This window comes from Pseudomonas sp. YuFO8 (assembly GCF_035065025.1).
Taxonomy (GTDB): Bacteria; Pseudomonadota; Gammaproteobacteria; order Pseudomonadales; family Pseudomonadaceae; genus Aquipseudomonas; species Aquipseudomonas putida_AE.
Genome location: NZ_JAXDEQ010000014.1, coordinates 25183 through 47416, shown reverse-complemented (window position 1 = coordinate 47416; position 22234 = coordinate 25183). Strand labels below are relative to the sequence as shown.

The following is a 22234-nucleotide window of genomic DNA, read 5'->3' as shown; positions in this document are numbered from 1 at the left end:
CTATTTAGCCTGATCAGGGCCGATAAGTAAAAAGACTGCGTGCGGTGTGGTGTCGCAGCCCAATCAGACAGCGATGGCATGCAAACGCAGGCCCAAGGCTTTCATAACCTTCATGATAGTCGCGAATTCGGGATTGCCACTGCTGCTCAGCGCTTTGTAAAGGCTCTCGCGTCCAAGGCCGGCATCACGGGCAATTTGTGTCATACCCTTCGCTCGGGCTATATCGTTCAGCGCTGCACGTATCAACACACCGTCGCCAGCATCCTCTTCAAAGCAGGCGTCCAGATAAGCCGCCATTTCTTCCGGTGTTTTGAGAAACTCGGCGGCGTCAAAACGGGTGAATCGTTCGGCCATGATTTACTCCTCACTACCGATGTTTTGTGCCATTTGAATAGCACGTTTGATATCTCGTTTTTGAGTCGATTTGTCGCCCCCGATCAACAGTAAGTAAATCACTTCATCTTTGCGAGTGAAGTACAGCCTGTAGCCAGGGCCGTAATGAACGCGCATTTCATGAACGCCAGCGCCTACGGATTCACAATCACCAAAATTTCCATGCTCGGAGGCTCGAAGTCTGGCGATTATCCGAGCTTTGCCGATGGTGTCCCTCAGTGAGTTGAGCCAATCGGCAAATATTCGGGATCGTTCAAACTCGAACATAGTGGATCGTATTCCTTGGGATACATTGTGGCAAGCAACTCTTTTCTCGAGGCGAAGCCATTCATCCCTGCAAATGGTGGGTGCGCTTGATGGGATCAGGTGGAAAAGGACTATAGGGTTAGAGCCCTGATGTGGAAAGTCAGATCTGTCCGAGAGTTTTGCCGGCAAAATCGCAGGGTTCAGTAGCGCTCAGGAATTGTCTGACGTCGACAGGGCAACCAGCATATCTGGCACCGACCCAAACTCCCGCTCTACCACCGGCAACTCCGGCCGCTTCAATATCAGTACCGGCAAGCCACGCTCGCGCGCCACATCCAGTTTCGGTTCAGTAGCGCTACTGCCGCTGTTTTTGCTGATCAACACGTCGATGTTGCGACGTTCGAACAGCTCGCGTTCATCGTCGATCAGGAACGGTCCGCGTGCGCCGATCACTTCGCAGCGTTCATTGCCGGGATAAACGTCCAGCGCGCGCAGGGTCCAGAATTGCTCCGGTGGAATCTCGTCCAGATGTTGCAACGGCTCGCGGCCCAATGTGAACAGCGGTCGCCGGAAGGGCTTCAGCGCTTCGATCAGTCCGGCCCAATCGCTGACCTCACGCCAGTCATCACCGGCCTGTGGTTGCCAGGCCGGACGGCGTAGCGCCCAGCAGGCGATGGCGCTCAAACGGGCGGCCGTCGCGGCGTTTTGACTGATTTGGGCGGCGTAGGGATGAGTAGCATCGAGCAACAGATCAATCCGTTCATCGCGGACGAACTGAGCCAGGCCTTCGGCGCCGCCATAGCCACCCACGCGCACCTGGCAGTGCAAATCCGTCGGCACCCGACCGATACCGGCCAGGCTATAGATGTGTTGCGGCCCCAGGGTTCGGGCAATCGCCAGGGCCTCGGTCACGCCGCCGAGCAACAGAATGCGTTTCATTGAAAAGCTCCCGCATGGCCGACGATCCCGCCTTGGCGATCGATGGCAAACACTTCGACCTGAACCTGCGCCGGCACCACGCTGCGGGCAAAGTCCAGGGCGTGTTGGCACACGGCATCGCCGAGGGCGATACCTGCGGAGCTGGCCATGGCCAGGGCCTGTTGACTGGTGTTGGCTTCGCGGATGCCTTGCTGCAAGGCGGCATCGGCGCCGATTGCGGCGGCCCATTCGGCCAGTTGTGGCAGATCGATGCTCGAATGCCGACTGTGCAGGTCCATATGCCCCGCCGCCAGTTTGCTGATCTTGCCGAAGCCGCCGCAAATGCTCAGTTTATCCACGGGCACCTTGCGCAGATGCTTGAGCACTGCACCGACGAAATCGCCCATTTCGATCAGGGCGATTTCCGGCAGGTGGTAGACCCGGCGCATGGTGTCTTCGCTGGCGTTGCCGGTACAGGCGGCGATGTGCAGATAGCCGTTGGTCTTGGCGACATCGATGCCCTGGTGGATCGAGGCGATGTAGGCCGCGCAGGAAAACGGCCGGACGATGCCGCTGGTGCCGAGGATAGACAGGCCGCCGAGAATGCCCAGGCGCGGGTTCATGGTTTTCAACGCCAGGGCCTCGCCGTCCTCGACGTTCACCGTGACCTCGAAACCGCCGCTGTAGCCCAGCTCAACGGCGAGCAGCGTCAGGTGATCGCTGATCATCTTGCGCGGGACCGGATTGATTGCCGGCTCGCCGACGCCCAACACCAGTCCCGGGCGGGTGACCGTTCCGACACCTCGCCCGGCACTGAAGCGAACACCTGGCTCGTCCAGTAGACGCACCTGGCTATAGAGCAGTGCACCGTGGGTCACGTCTGGATCGTCCCCGGCATCCTTGATCGTCCCGGCCTCTGCGCCGTCATCGATCAAGCGGCAGAACTCCAGGCGCATCTGCACCTGCTTGCCTTTGGGCAGGACGATTTGCACGGCGTCCGAGCTTCCACCACCGAGCAACAGGCGAGCCGCCGCCAGGCTGGTCGCGGTGGCGCAGCTGCCGGTGGTCAGTCCGCTGCGCAGCGGGGCAGGTTGTTCGGCGGTTTCGTCACGCATCGAAAGGCTTCGTCACATCCAGCAAGGTAATGGGCAACGCCTGGCGCCAGGTATCGAAGTCTCCCAGTGGTTGCGCCTGGGCGATATGGATACGCGTCAGTTCGCCACCGTGTTGTTCGCGCCACGCCATCAGGGTCATTTCACTTTGCAGCGTGACCGCGTTGGCGATCAGCCGGCCGCCGGGTTTGAGCGCTGCCCAGCAAGTGTCGAGCACGCCTTCGCGGGTGACCCCGCCACCGATGAAAATCGCATCCGGGCTTTCGAGGCCCGCCAGTGCTTGCGGCGCACTGCCGCGAATCAGTTGCAGGCCGGGCACGCCCAGAGCGTCTCTGTTGTGCTCGATCAGTTGTTGGCGCCCGGCGTCGGCCTCGATCGCCAGCGCACGGCAACCCGGATGGGTGCGCATCCATTCGATGCCGATCGAACCGCTGCCGGCGCCGACATCCCACAACAATTCACCGGGGACCGGTGCCAGGCGGGCGAGAGTGATGGCGCGTACGTCGCGCTTGGTCAGCTGGCCGTCATGCTTGAATGCCGAGTCGGGCAAGCCGGCCAGGCGTGACAGGCGCGCAGTGGCGGGATCGGCAACGCAGTCGATGGCGATCAGGTTCAAGTCGGCGATCAGCGGGTCGAGCCAGTCGTTGGCGACGCCGTCAATGCGGCGTTCGGCTTCGCCGCCCAGATGCTCGAGGACGGTGATACGACTCGCGCCGAAACCGCGTTCACACAGCAACCTGCAGATTTCGCCCGGGCTGCGGCCATCGTTGCTCAGTACCAGCAGGCGAACACCGCTAGCCCAGTGTGCGTTCAGCGCGGCGGCAGGGCGGGCGACGACAGAAAGCGTGACCACGTTCTGCAGGGCCCAGCCCATCCGCGCGGCGGCCAGCGAGCAAGACGAGGGGGCCGGCAGGATCAGCATCTCATCGACAGGCAGTTGTCGGGCGAAGGTGGCGCCGACGCCAAAGAACATCGGATCGCCACTGGCGAGGACGCAGACAGGCTCGCCGCGTCTGGTCAGTACCGGGTCGAGGGAAAACGGGCTGGGCCATGACTGCCGTTCACCCCGGATGCAAGCCGGCAACAGATCCAGCTGCCGTTGACCGCCAATGATCCGCGAAGCGCCCAATAGAGCATGTCGGGCGTTTTTACCCAGGCCCTTGAAGCCGTCTTCACCGATACCTACCACTGTCAGCCAGGGGGTCATGCTGTTCCTCATTTGCAAAGCGAAGCTGTCATCACCGCGCTCAGGCCTGTGTCGACCTGCACGGGTGCGCATCATAGCGCGGTGTTGATTGCCGTGGCCTGCGGTCAGTCGGTGAAATCGCTGCGCGGGGCGTCATCCTCTATTCCTTCGCAAGTCGAACTTGCTCATGAGGATTTCGCGACGTTTCTTGTCGATGAGTGCTCTTTTAGCGTCGAGTTTGTTTCTGTCCAGTTTCAGGTAAGCCCGTTGTTGAATGATTTTTGAAGCCTGCCCCTCCCAATCGAAGAACAGAAAAGCGCTTTTTTTTGCATAACTCACCAACTCCAGATTGAACACGGCAATTTCCAGGAAACCCTTGGCGTCGTAACGTGCAGGCATGACCTGAAATCGCTTTCCCATCAGGCTTTCCGTATCCAGGGAGTAGAGTGCCGGTTTATCCGGTTTCAATGCGTCGAGCGTGTCGATCATGGCGTTGCCCTGGCGGCTGTCCGGCATGGCCTGGGCGCTTTGTACCAGGAAGTCCGCGACACTATTGGAGACGTCGTGACGAATGCGGGTGGAAATGCTGTCCTCGAAGATCCACCAGCCGAGGAAATTCAGCGTTTTGACATATTCATCGAGCCATTGTGTCGAGTCGGTAAAACGACTGCAGATCATATCGGCGGATCGAGTGGCGATCTGTGTGCAATGGGTCATGTCGTCAAAGTCTTGCAGCGAGAGTTCTCCAATGCACGAAATCAAATTGGGGCCGGTTAACAGGCCCGCTGGGGTTTTATTATCCATATGCAACTCCTGACAAACATCCTTGTTGGTCACTGCAAAGTACAAGAGCCCCGGGCAGTTGAAAATTTCTCGGCGTGTTAATTTGATTCTTTCTGTAAGTACTTGCGTTTCGTCGTCAATCCACTCGGTCTTTTCATCCGGCTGGATAAAGCAGGCATAATGCCGCTCTTCGTCCCGTTACCGGTCATCCCGTGAATTCACCTCAAGCCTCCAGTCCTTTGCGCCCTTCGGCCTGTCCCGGGTTGTTGCGTGTCGTCCAGGCGCTGGATGGCGGAATTTGCCGGATCAAACTCGACGGTGGCTCCCTGCGCGCGGACCAGGCCGTGGCTGTCGCTGACGCTGCCCGGCGGTATGCCGGTGGCGTCATCGAAGCGACCAACCGGGCGAATTTGCAAATCCGCGGGATTGGTCAGCAGACGCCGGCGTTGATCGAGAGCCTGCTGGCCGCTGGACTTGGCCCCACCACTGCCCTTGGCGACGACGTGCGCAATCTGATGCTGAGCCCCAGTGCCGGCATCGATCAGGACATGCTGATCGACACTCGGCCGCTGGCCCGGCAAATTCTAAACAGCTTGCAAACCCATCCGCGCTTCCATGAGTTATCGGCCAAGTTCGCTGTGCTGCTCGATGGCGGTGAAAGTCTGGCGATGCTCGAGCATCCACATGACCTGTGGTTGAGCGCGATTGAGCGCAACGGCGAGGCACTGCTGGTCTTCGGTCTTGCCGGGTGTCCTGTCGACACACCCGTCGGCGCGGTATTGCTGGGCGATGGACATCGCCTGGTGGTGGCCGTGCTGGAGTTGTTTCTGGAACTCGCGCGGCCGGACCAGACCCGAATGCGCCATCTGCTGGCCGAACATTCGCGCCCTTCGTTGCTGCAAACGCTGGCCGGGCGCGTACCCTTGCTCGACATCGGACAATGGCAAGCCCCGGCTCGCCGTTCCGGTCAACCCATCGGCAGTTTTCCACAACGTCAGGAAGGCCTGATGTACGTCGGAGCCATGCCACCGCTGGGGCGGCTCGACCCGACGATGCTCAAGGGGGCGGCCGAGCTCTGCGCAACTCTGGGTGACGCCAGCCTGCGCCTGACGCCGTGGCAAAGCCTGTTGCTGCCCAATATCCGTCACCAGGATGCCGCGCTCGTCATCCAACAGTTGCAGGCGCTGGGTTTCCTGGTCGACCCCCGTGAGCCCCTGTGCTCTGTGGTGGCCTGCACCGGCTCGGCCGGTTGTGGCAAAGGGTTGGCGGATACCAAGGGCGATGCGCGGCAACTGGCGGCACGGCTGCACGATCAGCCGGAGCGGCAGCAGGTGCACTTGTCGGGTTGCCCGCGCTCCTGTGCATGCGCCCATACGGCGCCCGTCACACTGCTGGCGACCGGTACCGGTCACTACGATCTTTATTTTCGCGATGCAGCGTTGCCGGGTTTCGGCGCGCTGCAAGCACGCAATCTCACAATTGAAGCGGCTGGCGCATGGCTTGATGCCCGCCCACGGAGTCCCCTTGATGCTTGATTACATCCGCGACGGTCAGGAGATCTATCGCAACTCTTTCGCGATCATTCGCGCCGAGGCCAACCTGGAGCGAATCCCGGCTGATCTGGAAAAACTCGCGGTCCGGGTGATCCACGCCTGCGGTATGGTCGAGGCGATCGATGGCCTGCAGTTTTCCGCAGGCGCGGGCAAGGCCGGGCGCGATGCGTTAGCCGCGGGGGCGCCGATTCTGTGCGATGCGCGAATGGTCTCCGAGGGCGTGACCCGCGCGCGCTTGCCGGCGAACAACGAAGTGATCTGCACCCTGCGCGATGACAGCGTGCCGGACCTGGCCCGTGAGCTGGGCAACACCCGCTCGGCCGTGGCGCTGGAGCTGTGGCGTCCCTACCTGGAAGGCAGCGTGGTGGTAATCGGCAATGCGCCGACTGCCTTGTTCTACCTGCTGGAAATGCTCGACGCCGGTGCCCCCAAGCCTGCCCTGATCCTCGGTTTCCCGGTGGGATTTGTCGGCGCCGCCGAGTCCAAGGCGATGCTCGCGGCGAACAGTCGCGGCGTGCCCTTTGTGATCATGCAAGGCCGCCTGGGTGGTAGCGCCATGGCTGCCGCCGCCGTCAATGCCCTCGCCACGGAGATCGAATGATGCAGCAACCAGGACGTTTGATCGGCCTTGGCGTCGGCCCCGGTGATCCGGAACTGATTACCGTCAAGGCCCTGCGCCTGCTGCGCGAATCGCCGGTGGTGGCGTATTTCGTTGCCAAAGGCAAAAAGGGCAATGCCTTCGGCATCATCGAAGCGCATCTGCAGGATGCGCAGACACTGCTGCCACTGGTCTACCCGGTCACCACCGAGGCCTTGCCGGCGCCGCTGTCCTACGAGCAGGTGATCAGCGATTTCTACGATACCGCTGGCGAACAACTGGCCGCGCATCTCGATGCCGGTCGTGATGTGGCCGTGATCTGCGAAGGCGATCCGTTCTTCTACGGCTCCTACATGTACCTGCACGACCGCCTGGCCGAGCGCTATGAGGCCGAAGTCGTGCCGGGTGTCTGCTCGATGCTGGGCGGCGCCTCGGTGCTCGGTGCGCCACTGGTGTACCGCAACCAGAGCCTGTCGGTGTTGTCCGGCGTGCTGCCGCACGAAGAGCTCAAGCGCCGGTTGGCCGATGCCGACGCCGCGGTGGTCATGAAGCTGGGGCGCAATTTCCCCAAAGTCCGCCAGGTGCTGGAAGAACTGGGCCTGGCCGGGCGAGCGCTGTACGTCGAGCGCGCGACCATGGCCAACCAGAAGATCGTGCCGCTGGATCAGGTCGATCCGCTGTCTTCGCCGTATTTCTCGCTGATCATCGTTCCCGGTGAAAGGTGGCAAGGCTGATGACTCGTCCCGTCCCGGCGATTGTCATTCTCGGCAATGGCAGCCTCGCTACCGCACGCAAGATCCAGCAGTTGTACCCGGGCGCCCTGATCCACGGCCTGGCCGAACGGGTCGACGGTGCTGACCGCCTCTACCAGGAGTTCGGCGCAACCCTGCGTGAGCTCTATCAACAGGACACGCCGATCATCGCACTGTGCGCGGCCGGCATCGTGATTCGCACCCTGGCGCCGCTGCTGCTGGAAAAGGGCGCGGAGCCGCCGGTCCTGGCGGTTGCCGAAGATGGCAGCGCGGTGGTGCCGCTGTTGGGCGGCCTGGGCGGCGTCAATCTGCTGGCCCGGGAAATTGCCCAAGGGCTGGGCGTGGCGGCGGCGATCACCACCAGTGGCGAGCTGCGCTTCGGCACCTGTTTGCTCAACCCGCCAAGCGGCTATGCATTGGCTGACCTGGAGCTCGGCAAACGTTTTGTGTCCGACCTGCTCGGCGGCGAACCTGTACGGATCGAAGGTGAGGCACCTTGGCTCGCGCAAGCACAGTTGCCCCAGGATCAGCAGGCGAATCTGTCGATTCATGTCAGCACCGCCGAGCGCGAACCTGCGGCCAATGAGTTGCTGATCTATCCAAAAAGCGTCGTAGCGCTGGTGAGCGACGACGTTGCAGACCTGCCCGAGGCCATTCGCCAGGCTTTGCGCCGGGCGAAAATTGCGCAGCAATCCCTGGCGTGCCTGTTGGCCAGCGATCAGATGATGGGTAATCCGACGCTGCATGATGTGGCGCTGGAGTTGGGTGTCGCGCTGCGGTTTACGGCAGCGAACAGCGTCGAGGAGGTGATCGGGCTCCCCGTGGTTCTGCACACCGATAACGGAATTACCCTGGCGGTCGCCGAACAGCCGCTGGACGTCACGCTGATCGGTCGTCCCCGCGGGCGCCTTGCCGTCATCGGCATCGGTCCGGGTGCTGTCGAGTTGATGGTGCCGGCGGTCAAGGCTGAACTGGCGCGTGCCAACGACGTGCTCGGTTATGAAACCTATGTGCGCATGGCGGGCCCTTATCGGCCAGACCAGGTGTTGCACTGCACCGACAACCGTGAAGAAATGCAGCGCGCCCGGCATGCCTTTGAGCTCGCTGTGCAAGGCCGCAGCGTGGTGGTTGTGTCTTCCGGGGATCCCGGCGTATTTGCCATGGCGGCGGCGGTGCTCGAAGCACTGCATGAATCCGGCGACCCGGCCTGGCATCAGGTCGACCTGGAGATCCTGCCGGGTGTCTCGGCTTCACTGGCGACAGCCGCCCAGGCGGGAGCACCGCTGGGGCATGACTTCTGTGTGCTGTCGCTGTCGGACAACCTCAAGCCATGGGAGATCATCGAGAAACGCCTGGACCTGGCGGCGCAGGCTGATCTGGCGATGGCGTTCTATAACCCGATCTCACGGTCACGGCCGTGGCAGTTGGGGCGCGCACTGGAGGTCGTCGCCCGGCACCGTGCAGCCGATACACCGGTGGTGCTGGGGCGCGATATCGCCCGTCCGGGACAGACTTTGCGGGTAACGACCCTCGGTCAATTGACGCCGGATCAGGTCGACATGCGAACCATGGTGTTGATCGGTTCATCCACGACTCGAGTGTTTCCACGCTTGCATGGGTTGTCATGGGTGTACACGCCACGAAGTTATGGTGACAAGTTGATCGACATCAAATAGGCATTTCTGTTTTCAAATTGAATAACATTGGATCGCCCGAGTCGTTGGCTCGGGCGATTTTTTGTCTGGCTTCAAGTTATACACATATGGTCATTAGTGCAGTTTGTAGGCGGCGGTGCAGTGGGTTAGATTCGTTTTGCCCAGGAGGGCGCTAAACGAAACTAATAAGGATTGTTTGATATGTTAAATAATGAAGGTTCTCTGAGTGTAGAAGAAAGTAATGACTTGGTCGGCTGGCGTATTGCGCGGCGCCAGTCCCTGATGCCGAATGTTGCCCGAATGCAAAAGCTGGCCACCGTGGAAGTTTCGAGTCCTACCAAGGAGCTCGATGCTGTTGTCCTTGGGAATACACTTGTCGGTTACGGCGACAATGTGTCACTCGAGAACATGGAGATTATCGAAAACATCATCAAGTTTTCGAAGATGGAGGCGACCCTGGAAGTCCCGGGTGATAAAAAGCCTAAGGAGTGGCATCGTGCATTTCTAAATTGCATGGAAGATCTGGGCTGCTACGTTCCCGACAGCGGTTATGTCGAGCACAGTCGCAGTGCTGTGCAGCTGACGATGGCCAACATCGTCACAGACATTATCAAGTCGGGTATCGATGCGGCAAAAGCGGCCATTCCTGGTGCGACGGTATTGGGCGCGGTCGCGGATTCCACCCTGGATGCGCTGAAGAAGGAGCCCGAAACCATCAAGGTTTTCAACTATGAAGTCACGAAGACCAAAGGTGTCAAACTGGCGATATTGCCCTGCGAGCAACTGAAGAATGGTCTGGTCCTGATCATGTTGTCGTCCATCGACAGCAATGCCGACAAAGACGATGGCAAGGTGGTTTTTTTAGACTGGAAGACATCGGACCTGAATACTTTTCGCGCCGCCTCTTTTGTCACTTTCAACCCGCTTCGTTATTCTCACGTCAAACAAGAAATTGAAGCAGTGCTCGGTCTGCACCAGAGCACGCAGTTGGTAAAACGGTTTCAACGACGTAAACGCACACAATAATCAGCAGGCCCAGAGGTTACTGACCTCTGGGTGTGCTGGAGCATTCAGGGCACCAGGTAACCCTTCACGCCCGTGAATATAATCTGCGCCGCCAGCGCACACACAAACAGCCCCATCAATCGGCTGACTATCTGCAAGCCTTGGTCGCCGAGTATGCGTTCAATACGGTTGGACAGGTACAGCACCACCCCCACGGTAAAGCTGGCCAGGGCAATACTGACGATGGCCGTGAGTTTGTCGTCCCAGTGCGGCTGACTCACGCCCATCACCAGCAAGGCGCCAATGGTGCCGGGGCCGACGGTCAGCGGGATGGTCAGGGGGACGATGGTCACGTCCTGTTGCACGTTGTCGGTCTGCACCGCCGATTTGCCCTGGGCCATGCCCAGCGCCGAGATGAACAGCACACTGCCGGCACCGATGCGGAAGGCGTCCACGGTGATGCCGAACACGCTGAAAATTACCCGCCCGAACAGGTACAGCAAGACGCTGGAGACCAAGGTGGCAATGGCCACTTTCCAGGCCAGTCGACGTTGTTCCTTGCGCGAATAACCGCGGGTCAGGCTGATGAAGCAGGACAACACGAAGAACGGGCTGTAGAGCACCAGCATCTTCAGGTAAACGCTGAACAACACGTGGAGCATGGGGCAGGCTCACTGGCGAGGGAAGTCGAGGGGGAGTCTAACAGGCGCCGTGGAGTCTGTCGGCTCAGGACGTTGGCGTCGTCGTGCGGTTCTGATCGCGCTGGGCAACCCAGTGTTCGATCAATTCGCGCAACTGCGAGAGCTCGACCGGCTTGGCCATGTGTCCGTCCATTCCGGCCTGGCGTGCCCGCTCCTTATGCTCGGCGAGGATGTGTGCGGTCAACGCGACCACCGGGGTGCGGGTCCGCTGATTGCCGACTTCCCAGGCACGCAGCTGCTGGGTCGCCGAAAAGCCGTCGAGGATCGGCATTTCGCAGTCCATCAGCACCAGGTCGTAACGCTGCGCCTTCATCGCCACCAAGGCTTCTTCGCCATTGCTGGCGGTGTCCGGTTGCAGGTTGAGCTTGCCCAGCATGCCGCGGATGACCTTGGTCGAAATGCTGTTGTCTTCGGCCACCAGAATGCGGAAATCGCTGGGCACCTTGATCGGCAACGGCGGGCCGGATGGCGAGTGTTGCGGGACCGCGAGCCCTTTGTTGCGCTGGTTCAGTTCGTCGGCCAGGGTGGTCTTGAGGGTATAGCCGGCCACGGGTTTGGCCAGGATGCGTTTGATCCCCGAGTTGCGCGCGATGATCTTGCTCGGCGCATTGCTGATGCCGGTCAGCATGATGAGCAGGATGTCGTGGTTCAGGCTCGGGTCTTCCTTGATCTTGGCAGCCAGTTGCATGCCGGTCATGCCGGGCATGTTCTGGTCCAGCAGGACCACATCGAAGTAGTCACGCAGGTGCGCCTTGGTGCGCAACAACGCCAACGCTTCCTTGCCCGAGGGTACGGCGCTCACGTTCAAGCCCCAGGCGGTGCACTGCTGCACCAGCACCTTGCGGCAGGTGTCGTTGTCATCCACCACCAGTACCCGTGCACCCTGCAGCGGGCCATCGAGGTCCGAGGTCGGATGCTCCAGGCGGTCAGGGTCCAGCGGCAAGGTCAGCCACAAGGTACTGCCCTGGTTGTTGCCACTCTTGATGCCGAATTCGCCTTGCATCAGGCGAATCAGTTGACGGGCGATCACCAGCCCCAGATTACCGCCCAGGTGGTTGGTCGAGAGGAAATGCTTGCTGTGCAGTTCGGCGTGCATCAGCGCGTCGCGCTCTTCGGCGTCCATCGGTTCGCCGCTGTCTTGTACGGCGATGCGCAGGCGTGGATGGCTGCTGCGTTCGTCGAGGGCGACGACGATCAGGATCTCGCCTTCGTCGGTTTTCTTCAGGGCGTTTTCCAAAAGGCTCAGCAAGGTCTGGCGCAAGCGCGTCGGGTCGCCACTGATCACGCGCGGTACTTGTGGCTGGATGAAGCTGATCAGCTCGACGTTCTGCTGCTCGGCCTTGGCGCGGAAGATGCTCAGGCAGTCTTCGATCAGGGCGTTGAGATCGAACTGCACATCATCCAGTTCGATCTGTCCGGACTCGAGTTTGGAAATGTCGAGAATTTCGTTGATCAATGTCAGCAGTTCGTTGCCGGCACTGTGGATGGTCTGCACATAATCGCGCTGCTTGACCGACAGCGGCGTGCCCAGCAGTAACTCGGTCATGCCCAGCACGCCATTCATCGGCGTGCGGATCTCATGGCTGATCTTTGCCAGGAACTCGGCCTTGGCATTGACCTCGGCGTTGCTGGCCGCCAGGTCGCGACTGATACTGAAACGAGCTTCGGTAATACTGCGTTGGCGTTCGCTCAGGGCAATGCTCATCAACAGGCCACTGATGCAGATGAACACCAGCAGGGTGGTGATCAGGTCATGGGGTTCGATCAGGGTCAGCCCCAGCAAGGCGGGCAGGATGATCAGGGTGCCAAGGTTGAATACCACCATGGCCGCCACGAACAGCCGCGCCGGGCGATAGCCTTTTTGCCAGTGATAGGCGCTGACGAACAACATGCTCAGGCCGGCCAGTGCGACCAGTGCGTAGGTGATGATGTTCAGCGGCAGCGTGTTGACGAACAACAGCAGCAGGCTGCAGATCATGATGAACAGGATGTCGCCCACCAGCAGCTTGTTCAGCGGATGCGGGCCGAGGGGCTTGAAGAAACGATAGGCAAATATCAGGCCGCTGGGGGCCGTCAGCAGCAAGGCGAGGTAGGCACCGGGGGTTTGCACGGCTTGCCAATCCGGGATCCAGGGGCCCGCCAGGTTCAACAACAGCACCAGGCTGAGCATCAACAAGGCTTCGCACACCGCCAGCCAGACACTGCTGGTCGAGCGGGTATAGGCATAGCGGATGAGGTTGTGCAGGATCAGCATGGCAATGCAGCCCAACAGCAGCCCGTAGACCAGCGTCTGGTTCTGATTGGCCGCGGTGATGACCGCCGATTGCAAGGTGATGTAGGGCCTCAACTGGTGTTCGGAAACCAGTCGCAGGTAAACGTCCAGGGTCTTTTCGCTTTGCGGCAACGGCAGCATGAAGTCGCTGCTGGGCAATGGGCGGTCTGCCAGCGGTTGCTCGTTGCCTGTATGGGATTGCTCGATCAGCTTGTCGCCGTCAAACACATACAGGTTGAAGTGCAGCAGATCGGGTGCGAACACCCGCAGCAATTGTTCATGCTTGCCCGGCGCAAGCTTGAAACGCAGCCATAGCGCACCCTCGGGCTCGGCCGCCGTGAGGTGGTCGAGTTCGATGGGGCTGAATTGATTGGTGTAGCGGGCGGAGCGGATATCGCTCAGCTGCAGGTCACCCTGTTCGTCGAGCAATACCGCCCAGCCACTGCCTTGCGCGGCCTGGGCCGGGAGCATGCAGAGCAAGGTCAGCATTGTGACGGTTAGAGTTATGGCAATCCTGAGCCAGCGCACGGCGAAATCCTTTCGTAGGTTAATGCCAGAATATAACTATGCGCGGCGCCGCAATAGCCAGGCAAGGGCTGCAAGCCCCTGCCTGTCGTTATGTTGCTTATTCCTGTTCGCCACGCTCGCGGGCAATGGCGCGGTAGCCAATGTCCTTGCGATAGAAACAGCCTTCCCAATCGATCTTGGCCGCCAGTTTGTAAGCCTGCTGCTGGGCGGCATCGACGCTGGCGCCCATGGCCGTGGCGCAAAGCACGCGGCCGCCGGCGGTCACGACTTGACCGTCCTTGAGCGCGGTACCGGCGTGGAAGACTTTGCCTTCCAGTGCCGCGGCTGCATCCAGGCCATTGATGGCCACACCCTTGGCGTAGTCACCAGGATAGCCGCCTGCCGCCAGGACGATGCCGACGCTCGGACGTGGATCCCATTGCGCTTCGACCTTGTCCAGCGCCTGCGCCAGGGCGGCTTCGACCAGCAAAACCAGGCTCGACTGCAAACGCAGCATGACCGGCTGGGTCTCCGGGTCACCGAAACGGCAGTTGAACTCGATGACTTTCGGGTTGCCCGCCTTGTCGATCATCAGGCCGGCATACAGGAAACCGGTGTAGACATTGCCTTCCTCGGCCATGCCGCGCACGGTCGGCCAGATCACCAGGTCCATGACACGCTGGTGCACTTCGCTGGTCACCACCGGGGCAGGGGAGTAGGCGCCCATGCCGCCAGTGTTCGGGCCGGTGTCGCCGTCGCCGACGCGCTTGTGGTCCTGACTGGTGGCCATCGGCAAGACGTTCTTGCCGTCGACCATGACGATGAAGCTGGCTTCTTCGCCGTCGAGGAACTCTTCGATCACTACGCGCGAACCGGCATCGCCGAACGCATTGCCCGCGAGCATGTCACGCACCGCGTCTTCGGCTTCGGCCAGGGTCATGGCAACGATCACGCCTTTACCGGCGGCCAGGCCGTCGGCCTTGATCACGATCGGCGCGCCTTTTTCACGCAGGTAAGCCAGGGCTGGCTCGATCTCGGTGAAGTTCTGGTAGTCGGCGGTCGGGATCTTGTGGCGAGCCAGGAAGTCCTTGGTGAAGGCTTTCGAGCCTTCCAGCTGGGCAGCACCGGCGGTCGGACCGAAGCAGTCCAGGCCACGGGAGCGGAACAGATCGACTACACCGGCGACCAGCGGCACTTCCGGGCCGACGATGGTCAGGGAAACGTTTTTCTCGGCAAAATCCGCCAGTTGCTCAAGGGCCAGTACGTCGATGGCGACGTTCTCGCACTTGGCTTCGATGGCGGTGCCGGCGTTGCCCGGTGCCACGAACACTTTCTGCACCCGTGGATCCTGGGCTACTTTCCAGGCCAGGGCGTGTTCACGGCCACCGCTGCCAATGATCAAGACATTCATTTCAAAAACCTCGGATGACGCTAATTCTGTTGAGCGCCGCTGGGACGCTTTCCTGTGGTAGCTGGCCTGCCGGCGATGCAGACAACTCGGTTTATCCACTAAACCGAGGGGATGCTATCGCTGGCAGGCCAGCTCCCACAGTGGGTCGTGAGCTTAGTGACGGAAGTGGCGCATGCCAGTAAAGACCATGGCGATGCCGGCTTCGTCTGCTGCCGCAATCACTTCAGCATCACGCATCGAGCCACCTGGCTGGATCACCGCGGTGATGCCTACCTTGGCCGCATTGTCCAGGCCGTCGCGGAACGGGAAGAATGCATCGGAAGCCATCACCGAACCGGCTACCTGCAAACCAGCATGTTCAGCCTTGATCGCAGCAATACGCGCGGAGTTCACGCGGCTCATCTGGCCTGCGCCGACACCGATGGTCTGACGGTTCTTGGCGTAGACGATGGCGTTGGACTTCACGTACTTGGCGACTTTCCAGGCGAAGATCAGGTCGTTGATTTCCTGCTCGGTCGGTGCGCGCTTGGTGACGACCTTGAGGTCATCGGCGCCAATCATGCCGATATCGCGGCTCTGTACCAGCAGGCCACCATTGACGCGCTTGTAGTCCCAGGCAGCGGCGCGATCGGCCGACCACTCGCCACAGGCCAGCAGGCGTACGTTGGCCTTGGCAGCGACAATGGCACGGGCTTCTTCGCTGACGCTCGGGGCGATGATCACTTCGACGAACTGACGCTCGACGATGGCCTTGGCGGTCTCGGCGTCCAGTTCGCGGTTGAAGGCAATGATGCCGCCGAACGCGGATTCGGTGTCAGTGGCATAGGCCAGGTCGTAGGCCTTGCGGATGCCGCCTTCGGCGTCCGGGCTGACGGCCACGCCGCACGGGTTGGCGTGCTTGACGATCACGCAGGCCGGCTTGACGAAGCTCTTCACGCATTCCAGCGCGGCATCGGTGTCGGCCACGTTGTTGTACGACAGTTCCTTGCCTTGCAGCTGGGTCGCGGTGGCAATGCCAACTTCGGCAGGCTTGGCTTCCACGTAGAACGCCGCGCTCTGGTGCGGGTTCTCGCCGTAGCGCATTTCCTGGGCCTTGATGAACTGGCTGTTGAAGGTGCGCGGGAACTCGCTGCGACCTTCCGTGCTGAGGGTGTCAGCGGCCTGGTTCACAGTGCCCATGTAGTTGGCGATCATGCCGTCGTAGGCGGCAGTGTGTTCGAAGGCCTTGAGCATCAGGTCGAAACGCTGGGCGTAGGTCAGGCCGCCGGCTTTCAGGTTTTCCAGGACGCTGGCGTAGTCGCTGGCGTTGACCACGATGGCCACGTCCTTGTGGTTCTTGGCTGCCGAACGAACCATGGTCGGGCCGCCGATGTCGATGTTCTCGATGGCGGTCGGCAGGTCGCAGCCAGGCTTGTTGATGGTGGCTTCAAACGGGTACAGGTTGACCGCTACCAGGTCGATCGGCTTGATGCCGTGTTCGTTCATGATGGCGTCGTCGATACCGCGACGACCGAGGATCCCGCCGTGGATTTTCGGGTGCAGGGTTTTCACCCGACCGTCCATCATTTCGGCGAAGCCGGTGTAATCCGCGACTTCCACTGCGGCAACGCCGTTGTCCTGCAGCAGCTTGAACGTCCCGCCGGTGGAGAGGATCTCGACACCCAGGGCTTCAAGCTCCTTGGCGAATTCGAGGATCCCGGTCTTGTCGGAAACGCTGATCAAGGCGCGGCGGATCGGCAGGCGGGTAGTCTGGTCGGTCATCTCAATTTCCATCAAAAGCAAAGGAAGTCAGCAAAAAAGGCGACCGGTCTTACGCGGGCGCCTTTCTGGTTTGATTGAATGCTTACAGCAAATCGTACTGCTTGAGTTTCTTGCGCAGCGTGCCCCGGTTCAGTCCGAGCATCTCGCTGGCCTTGGTCTGGTTGCCCTTGACGTAGTTCATCACGCACTCGAGCAGGGGAGCCTCGACTTCGGAGAGCACCAGGTTGTACACGTCCGTGACGGCAGCGCCCTCAAGGTGGGCGAAATAATTGTGCAGCGCCTTCTCGACACTCCCGCGAAGGGTCTGGCCTTCTTCGCTTGGCGTATTGAGGTGCTGTTTCAAATTCACGTTGTCGCTCACGGGTGCAGTTCCACTCACTAAAGTCTCGGTCATCATCGTCATGCGGCCACCCCTTTTGCGTCCCCTGTCAGGCTCTTGAACCGTCCGGCAAAGAAGCCCTGGACGTTGGCGCATTGTGCTTCCGTATCTTCCAAACGATTGAAGTGGGCGCGAAACTCCCTGGCGCCCGGCAAGGTTGCGAGATACCAGCCCACATGCTTTCGAGCAATGCGTACGCCCATCACGTCTCCATAGAAGGCGTGCAGCGCAGCCAGATGCTCTAGCAGAATGCGTTCCACCTCGATCAGGTCCAGCGCCGGGAGCTTCTCGCCGGTGCGCAGGAAATGGTCGATCTCGCGAAAAATCCATGGCCGCCCCTGGGCGGCCCGGCCCACCAGCAGGCCGTCGGCACCGGTCGCGTCGAGCACGTACCGGGCCTTCTCTGGCGAATCGATATCGCCGTTGGCGAAGACCGGCATCGACACCGCCTGCTTGATCGCGGCAATGGTGTCGTACTCGGCCTCGCCGGTGTACAGGTCGGCACGGGTGCGGCCATGCACCGCCAGCGCCGTAATACCGGCCTGCTCGGCGATCTTCGCCACCGTCAGGCCGTTCTTGTTGTCCCGGTCCCAGCCGGTACGGATCTTCAGGGTAACCGGCACATCGACTGCAGCCACGACGGCCTGCAGGATCTCGGTGACCAATGCTTCATCCTTCAACAGTGCGGACCCGGCGGCCTTGTTGCAGACCTTCTTGGCCGGGCAGCCCATGTTGATATCAATGATCTGCGCGCCCAGCTCGACGTTGGCCCGGGCCGCATCCGCCAGCATCTGTGCGTCACCACCGGCGATCTGTACCGAGCGTGGCTCGGGATCACCTTCGTGGATCATGCGCATGCGAGACTTGCGGGTGTTCCACAGACTCATGTCGCTGGTGACCATTTCCGAGACTACTAGCCCCGCGCCCAATCGCTTGCACAGCTGACGAAAGGGTTGGTCGGTGACGCCCGCCATCGGGGCGAGAATCAAGCCGTTGTGTAATGTGTATGGACCGATGCGTACCGCCGACATAGGACTTCCCTGTTGTGGGGCCGGATCATGAGAGTTCGAAAAAGGGTTGGCATGATACCCGCTCTCGATGACTGGATAAAGGCTGAATTGAACAAAATCTGAACAGTTATTCTGTTATCGCCAGCGGTTTGGTCCACGCGGGCAAAGTCAGAAAGCCGTCGTCAATCGCCGGCCAGTGAATCGATTCACTCGGGCGAATGGAAGCTCAGGCTGTAATTCACCGCCTTGGCGCCTGGGTCGAGGATGTCCAGAGCGATGTGAATGGGCGTTTGCGGAGGCATTTCCACCCGGCCTTCGAGGTCGCCATTGAGATACTCGCCGGGTTTGAAGCGGCGGCTGGCGATCAGGTGGCCATTGAGGTCGGCAAAACGCAACTCCAGCAACGGGAAGGGCTGAGAGAAGGTGGCACGGTTGTAGATGATCGCATCGACCACCAGGGCGCCACTGAACTCCGGGTGGCTTCGGACCACCAGGTTACTGCTCTTGATTTTCGCGATGTCGACCTTGGAGGGCACCGTGCAGCCGATTTGCGGGCACAGTTGCTGGAACCAGGGGCGGTACTGGTCCTGGCGCGCCAGTTCGTCGAAATGATAGGCGACATACTGGCCGACGAGTGCGCCGGCGCCCAGCAGTACCAACAACAGCCAGAGCAGCCGGCGACCCCAGGGTGAGCGACGTTTTTGCCAGTCCAGTTGCAATGGGTCGTCGGTCAGGTCCTGCAGCACTTCTGCACGAACCCCGGGTTCGCTGCGCTCGCGGCGCTTGCGTGGCGGCTCGATCGACGGCAGGTCGTCGTCGATCGCTTCGGTTGCTGTCAGGCGTGGGTGATGCGCTGGGGTGTCGAGCGGATCGTTCAGGCGCAGCTGCGGGGGCTGCGGTTCATCGTCCAGATCCACTGGTTCCAGTGACAGCGATGGCTCGGTGCGCTCGGTTTTGCTCGGCTCGCTCGGTGGCTCCGGGGTATCCAGTGCGTCGAGCGTCTCGAGGGTATCAAGTGTGTCGGCCGCTTGGGCGCGATCGGCAGCCGATTCGCTGAACAGGCTGTCGGGCCAGGGGGCTTCGTCGTGCTCGGCGCTGTCGCGGCGAGCGCTGAGCGTGTCTTCGCGGTGCCGGCCGAACTCGGTGGTCGGCTGGATTTCCCGCTGTTCAAGCCGGGCGAGTTCCTCGTCCAGGTCGAGGCTGTCCAGGTCCAGCTCGGCGGCGCTCCATTGTTTTTGACTGATGGCGCGCGGCTGTGGCGGTTCGACAGTCTCCCGGGGTGCCGGCGTCGGCACGGGGGTTTCCTTGCCCGCCTGCTCCAGCAGTTGCTTGGCGGCGTTGAACACCTGCAGGCATGAGCCACAGCGAACAACCCCGCGCGCCACGCTCAATTGGGCATGGTTGACGCGGAAGCTGGTTTGGCAATGCGGACACTGGGTGACGAAGCTGTCGGTCATGCGGCAATCCGGTAGATGCAGACGTCCATTCTAGCGCCGACGGCCAGTGATGCGCACCCAGCCATCGCGATTGGCGATCGGGTCCAGATCGAAGTCCTTGGCGTAGGCGGCGGCCACTTCGTCGCCTTGCTCGGCGAGGATGCCCGACAGCGCCAGTCGACCACCCGGCTTGACCAGTCCCGACAGCTGCGGCGCCAGGGAAACCAGCGGGCCGGCGAGAATGTTGGCCACCAGCACATCGGCCTGGACCTGCGGCAAATCTTGCGGCAGATACAGAGGGAACAATTCATCGGCGATGTTATTGCGCCCGGCGTTGTCGCGGGAGGCTTCCAGTGCCTGGACGTCGATGTCGGTACCCACGGCCTCTTTGGCACCCAGCAGCAGGGCGGCAATGGCCAGGATCCCCGAGCCGCAGCCGAAATCCAGCACGTTGCAGCCTTTGAGGTCCTGGCCGTCGAGCCATTCCAGGCACAGTGCGGTGGTCGGGTGGGTGCCGGTGCCGAAGGCCAGGCCCGGATCCAGCAGCAGGTTTACCGCGTCTGGCTCGGGGGCGGCGTGCCAGCTCGGCACGATCCACAGGCGCTGACCGAAACGCATCGGCTGGAAACCGTCCATCCAGCTGCGTTCCCAGTCCTGGTCTTCGATCACTTCGCTGTGATGCTCGGGCAGCGGGCCGCCAGTCAGCAACTCAAGGTGGGCCAGTACCGGGCCAGGCTCGGTACCACCTTCGAACAGCGCCAGCAGGTGGGTGTGGGACCACAACGGCGTGGTGTTGAGTTCAGGCTCGAAGATCGGCTGGTCTTCGGCGTCCATGAAGGTCACCGACACGGCGCCCACTTCAAGGAAAGCGTCTTCGTAGGTTTCGGCTTGTTCTGGGCTGATGGCGAGGCGTACTTGCAGCCAAGGCATGGCGGGCACCTTTGAAAAATATTGATTGCAGCCTAGCGGGCTGCGAGAAGCGCGCAAGTTTACGCGAGCGCGGGGCTTTTGTGGGAGTGGGTTGGTTTGAGCATCAACACATACCCTGTGGGAGCGGGCTTGCTCGCGAAAGCGGTGGGTCAGTCGGCATCCATGTTGGATGTGCTACCGCATTCGCGAGCAAGCCCGCTCCCACAGGGGGGAGAAACAACAAAGCCGCCCGAAGGCGGCTTTGTCAGGTGCAGGATCGAAGCTTAGTGCTTCTCGCCAGCCAGCTTGTGCTCGAGGTAGTGAATGTTCACGCCCCCTTTGCAGAAGCCTTCGTCGCGGGTCAGGTCGCGGTGCAGCGGGATGTTGGTCTTGATCCCGTCGACCACGATCTCGTCCAGCGCATTGCGCATGCGCGCCATGGCTTCGTCACGGGTTGCGCCGTAGGTGATCAGCTTGCCGATCAACGAGTCGTAGTTCGGCGGAACGGCATAACCACTGTACAGGTGCGAATCGACGCGAACGCCGTTGCCGCCTGGAGCGTGGAAGTGCTTGACCGTGCCTGGGCTCGGCATGAAGGTTTTCGGGTCTTCGGCGTTGATCCGGCATTCCAGCGCGTGACCGCGGATGACCACGTCATCCTGGGTGAACGACAGCTTGTTGCCGGCGGCGATGCTGAGCATCTCCTTGACGATGTCGATACCGGTGACCATTTCCGAAACCGGGTGCTCTACCTGGACACGAGTGTTCATCTCGATGAAGTAGAAGCGACCGTTCTCGTACAGGAACTCGAAAGTCCCTGCGCCACGGTAACCGATGTCGATGCACGCCTTGACGCAGCGGGCGAAGACTTCCTGGCGAGCCTTCTCGTCGATGCCCGGTGCCGGCGCTTCTTCGAGAACTTTCTGGTGGCGGCGTTGCAACGAGCAGTCGCGGTCGCCCAGGTGGATGGCGTGGCCCTGGCCATCGGACAGGACCTGGACTTCCACGTGGCGCGGGTTGGTCAGGAATTTTTCCAGATAGACCATCGGGTTGCCGAACGCTGCGCCCGCTTCGGAGCGGGTCAGTTTCGCCGAGGAAATCAGGTCTTCTTCCTTGTGCACGACGCGCATGCCGCGACCACCACCGCCGCCAGCGGCCTTGATGATCACCGGATAACCCACTTCGCGACCGATGCGCAGAGCGGTTTCTTCGTCTTCCGGCAGCGGGCCGTCGGAACCCGGAACGGTTGGAACGCCAGCGGCGATCATCGCGTGCTTGGCCGAAACCTTGTCGCCCATCAGGCGGATGGTTTCAGCTTTCGGGCCGATGAAGGCGAAGCCGGAGTTCTCGACCTGTTCGGCGAAGTCGGCGTTTTCCGCGAGGAAACCGTAGCCTGGGTGAATGGCGGTAGCGCCAGTCACTTCCGCCGCGGCGATGATGGCCGGGATGTGCAGGTAGGAGTGGGCGGCCGATGCCGGACCGATGCAGACGGACTCGTCTGCCAGGCCCAGGTGCATCAGTTCCTTGTCAGCCTTGGAATAAACGGCGACGGTCTTGATGCCCATCTCTTTGCAGGCGCGCAGAATCCGCAGTGCGATCTCACCGCGGTTGGCGATCAGAACTTTTTCCAACTTCGCAGTCATCAAA

20 protein-coding genes are annotated in these 22234 nt (G+C 61.1%); 5 read left to right on the top strand and 15 right to left on the bottom strand.

The window, feature by feature from the left end:
* Window positions 1-63 precede the first annotated feature (63 nt).
* The 6 genes from SOP95_RS14655 to SOP95_RS14630 form a co-directional block, all read right to left on the bottom strand.
* Complete coding sequence (locus SOP95_RS14655) at window positions 64-354, bottom strand: addiction module antidote protein (RefSeq protein WP_274077500.1); 291 nt, start codon at window positions 352-354, stop codon at window positions 64-66.
* 3 nt (window positions 355-357) lie between these two features.
* Window positions 358-660 (bottom strand): type II toxin-antitoxin system RelE/ParE family toxin, encoded by a 303-nt coding sequence (locus SOP95_RS14650; RefSeq protein WP_274077499.1) that lies wholly within the window; start codon window positions 658-660, stop codon window positions 358-360.
* A gap of 189 nt (window positions 661-849) precedes the next feature.
* On the bottom strand, window positions 850-1578 hold the full coding sequence (locus SOP95_RS14645; protein ID WP_323607427.1) for a cobalt-precorrin-6A reductase: 729 nt from the start codon (window positions 1576-1578) through the stop codon (window positions 850-852).
* On the bottom strand, window positions 1575-2672 hold the full coding sequence (locus SOP95_RS14640) for a cobalt-precorrin-5B (C(1))-methyltransferase (protein WP_274077497.1): 1098 nt from the start codon (window positions 2670-2672) through the stop codon (window positions 1575-1577). The genes SOP95_RS14645 and SOP95_RS14640 overlap by 4 nt, the downstream gene beginning before the upstream one ends.
* Window positions 2665-3876, bottom strand: a complete 1212-nt coding sequence (gene cbiE, locus SOP95_RS14635; protein ID WP_323607426.1) for a precorrin-6y C5,15-methyltransferase (decarboxylating) subunit CbiE — start codon at window positions 3874-3876, stop codon at window positions 2665-2667. The genes SOP95_RS14640 and cbiE overlap by 8 nt, the downstream gene beginning before the upstream one ends.
* Window positions 3877-4008: 132 nt before the next feature.
* Window positions 4009-4659, bottom strand: coding sequence for a hypothetical protein (locus tag SOP95_RS14630; RefSeq protein ID WP_274077495.1), 651 nt, complete (start codon window positions 4657-4659; stop codon window positions 4009-4011).
* A 191-nt stretch (window positions 4660-4850) separates the two neighbouring features.
* Here SOP95_RS14630 and cobG point away from each other — a divergent pair, with 191 nt between their 5' ends.
* From cobG to SOP95_RS14605, 5 genes are all read left to right on the top strand, one after another.
* On the top strand, window positions 4851-6173 hold the full coding sequence (cobG, locus tag SOP95_RS14625) for a precorrin-3B synthase (protein ID WP_323607425.1): 1323 nt from the start codon (window positions 4851-4853) through the stop codon (window positions 6171-6173).
* Window positions 6166-6792, top strand: a complete 627-nt coding sequence (locus SOP95_RS14620) for a precorrin-8X methylmutase (RefSeq protein WP_274077493.1) — start codon at window positions 6166-6168, stop codon at window positions 6790-6792. Before cobG ends, SOP95_RS14620 begins: the two co-directional genes overlap by 8 nt.
* On the top strand, window positions 6792-7523 hold the full coding sequence (locus tag SOP95_RS14615; protein WP_274077514.1) for a precorrin-2 C(20)-methyltransferase: 732 nt from the start codon (window positions 6792-6794) through the stop codon (window positions 7521-7523). The genes SOP95_RS14620 and SOP95_RS14615 overlap by 1 nt, the downstream gene beginning before the upstream one ends.
* Window positions 7523-9217, top strand: coding sequence for a precorrin-3B C(17)-methyltransferase (gene cobJ / locus SOP95_RS14610; RefSeq protein WP_323607424.1), 1695 nt, complete (start codon window positions 7523-7525; stop codon window positions 9215-9217). Before SOP95_RS14615 ends, cobJ begins: the two co-directional genes overlap by 1 nt.
* Window positions 9218-9397: 180 nt before the next feature.
* Window positions 9398-10222 (top strand): hypothetical protein, encoded by an 825-nt coding sequence (locus tag SOP95_RS14605; RefSeq protein ID WP_274077491.1) that lies wholly within the window; start codon window positions 9398-9400, stop codon window positions 10220-10222.
* 44 nt (window positions 10223-10266) lie between these two features.
* Here the strand turns inward: SOP95_RS14605 and SOP95_RS14600 are convergent, their stop codons facing one another.
* The 9 genes from SOP95_RS14600 to accC form a co-directional block, all read right to left on the bottom strand.
* Window positions 10267-10863, bottom strand: coding sequence for a MarC family protein (locus SOP95_RS14600; RefSeq protein WP_008058841.1), 597 nt, complete (start codon window positions 10861-10863; stop codon window positions 10267-10269).
* A gap of 64 nt (window positions 10864-10927) precedes the next feature.
* The gene (locus SOP95_RS14595; RefSeq protein WP_274077490.1) at window positions 10928-13702 is read right to left on the bottom strand and encodes a hybrid sensor histidine kinase/response regulator; all 2775 of its coding nucleotides are present in this window, start codon (window positions 13700-13702) and stop codon (window positions 10928-10930) included.
* Between the two features lie 97 nt (window positions 13703-13799).
* On the bottom strand, window positions 13800-15092 hold the full coding sequence (gene purD, locus SOP95_RS14590; RefSeq protein ID WP_274077489.1) for a phosphoribosylamine--glycine ligase: 1293 nt from the start codon (window positions 15090-15092) through the stop codon (window positions 13800-13802).
* Between the two features lie 153 nt (window positions 15093-15245).
* On the bottom strand, window positions 15246-16853 hold the full coding sequence (purH, locus tag SOP95_RS14585; RefSeq protein ID WP_034149712.1) for a bifunctional phosphoribosylaminoimidazolecarboxamide formyltransferase/IMP cyclohydrolase: 1608 nt from the start codon (window positions 16851-16853) through the stop codon (window positions 15246-15248).
* Between the two features lie 82 nt (window positions 16854-16935).
* Entirely contained in the window at window positions 16936-17256 is a 321-nt protein-coding gene (gene fis, locus SOP95_RS14580; protein ID WP_046819701.1) for a DNA-binding transcriptional regulator Fis, read from the bottom strand.
* Window positions 17253-18263: a tRNA dihydrouridine synthase DusB gene (gene dusB, locus SOP95_RS14575; protein ID WP_046819700.1), complete on the bottom strand. Its 1011-nt coding sequence runs from the start codon at window positions 18261-18263 to the stop codon at window positions 17253-17255. Before dusB ends, fis begins: the two co-directional genes overlap by 4 nt.
* Before the next feature lie 185 nt (window positions 18264-18448).
* The gene (locus tag SOP95_RS14570; protein ID WP_323607422.1) at window positions 18449-19699 is read right to left on the bottom strand and encodes a DUF3426 domain-containing protein; all 1251 of its coding nucleotides are present in this window, start codon (window positions 19697-19699) and stop codon (window positions 18449-18451) included.
* 30 nt (window positions 19700-19729) lie between these two features.
* On the bottom strand, window positions 19730-20608 hold the full coding sequence (prmA, locus tag SOP95_RS14565; RefSeq protein ID WP_274077486.1) for a 50S ribosomal protein L11 methyltransferase: 879 nt from the start codon (window positions 20606-20608) through the stop codon (window positions 19730-19732).
* A gap of 263 nt (window positions 20609-20871) precedes the next feature.
* The gene (gene accC, locus SOP95_RS14560) at window positions 20872-22230 is read right to left on the bottom strand and encodes an acetyl-CoA carboxylase biotin carboxylase subunit (RefSeq protein WP_034149716.1); all 1359 of its coding nucleotides are present in this window, start codon (window positions 22228-22230) and stop codon (window positions 20872-20874) included.
* Between the last annotated feature and the right edge of the window lie 4 nt (window positions 22231-22234).

What these genes read in the sequence shown, in the direction of transcription:
- cobJ (WP_323607424.1), top strand. Translation starts at nt 7,523, where the DNA reads ATGACTCGTCCCGTCCCGGCGATTGTCATTCTCGGCAATGGCAGCCTC.
- SOP95_RS14605 (WP_274077491.1), top strand. Translation starts at nt 9,398, where the DNA reads ATGTTAAATAATGAAGGTTCTCTGAGTGTAGAAGAAAGTAATGACTTG.
- SOP95_RS14615 (WP_274077514.1), top strand. Translation starts at nt 6,792, where the DNA reads ATGCAGCAACCAGGACGTTTGATCGGCCTTGGCGTCGGCCCCGGTGAT.
- dusB (WP_046819700.1), bottom strand. Translation starts at nt 18,263, where the DNA reads ATGTCGGCGGTACGCATCGGTCCATACACATTACACAACGGCTTGATT.
- prmA (WP_274077486.1), bottom strand. Translation starts at nt 20,608, where the DNA reads ATGCCTTGGCTGCAAGTACGCCTCGCCATCAGCCCAGAACAAGCCGAA.
- fis (WP_046819701.1), bottom strand. Translation starts at nt 17,256, where the DNA reads ATGACGATGATGACCGAGACTTTAGTGAGTGGAACTGCACCCGTGAGC.
- SOP95_RS14650 (WP_274077499.1), bottom strand. Translation starts at nt 660, where the DNA reads ATGTTCGAGTTTGAACGATCCCGAATATTTGCCGATTGGCTCAACTCA.
- SOP95_RS14630 (WP_274077495.1), bottom strand. Translation starts at nt 4,659, where the DNA reads ATGGATAATAAAACCCCAGCGGGCCTGTTAACCGGCCCCAATTTGATT.
- SOP95_RS14640 (WP_274077497.1), bottom strand. Translation starts at nt 2,672, where the DNA reads ATGCGTGACGAAACCGCCGAACAACCTGCCCCGCTGCGCAGCGGACTG.
- SOP95_RS14600 (WP_008058841.1), bottom strand. Translation starts at nt 10,863, where the DNA reads ATGCTCCACGTGTTGTTCAGCGTTTACCTGAAGATGCTGGTGCTCTAC.
- cbiE (WP_323607426.1), bottom strand. Translation starts at nt 3,876, where the DNA reads ATGACCCCCTGGCTGACAGTGGTAGGTATCGGTGAAGACGGCTTCAAG.
- purH (WP_034149712.1), bottom strand. Translation starts at nt 16,853, where the DNA reads ATGACCGACCAGACTACCCGCCTGCCGATCCGCCGCGCCTTGATCAGC.
- purD (WP_274077489.1), bottom strand. Translation starts at nt 15,092, where the DNA reads ATGAATGTCTTGATCATTGGCAGCGGTGGCCGTGAACACGCCCTGGCC.
- SOP95_RS14620 (WP_274077493.1), top strand. Translation starts at nt 6,166, where the DNA reads ATGCTTGATTACATCCGCGACGGTCAGGAGATCTATCGCAACTCTTTC.
- accC (WP_034149716.1), bottom strand. Translation starts at nt 22,230, where the DNA reads ATGACTGCGAAGTTGGAAAAAGTTCTGATCGCCAACCGCGGTGAGATC.
- SOP95_RS14570 (WP_323607422.1), bottom strand. Translation starts at nt 19,699, where the DNA reads ATGACCGACAGCTTCGTCACCCAGTGTCCGCATTGCCAAACCAGCTTC.
- SOP95_RS14655 (WP_274077500.1), bottom strand. Translation starts at nt 354, where the DNA reads ATGGCCGAACGATTCACCCGTTTTGACGCCGCCGAGTTTCTCAAAACA.
- SOP95_RS14645 (WP_323607427.1), bottom strand. Translation starts at nt 1,578, where the DNA reads ATGAAACGCATTCTGTTGCTCGGCGGCGTGACCGAGGCCCTGGCGATT.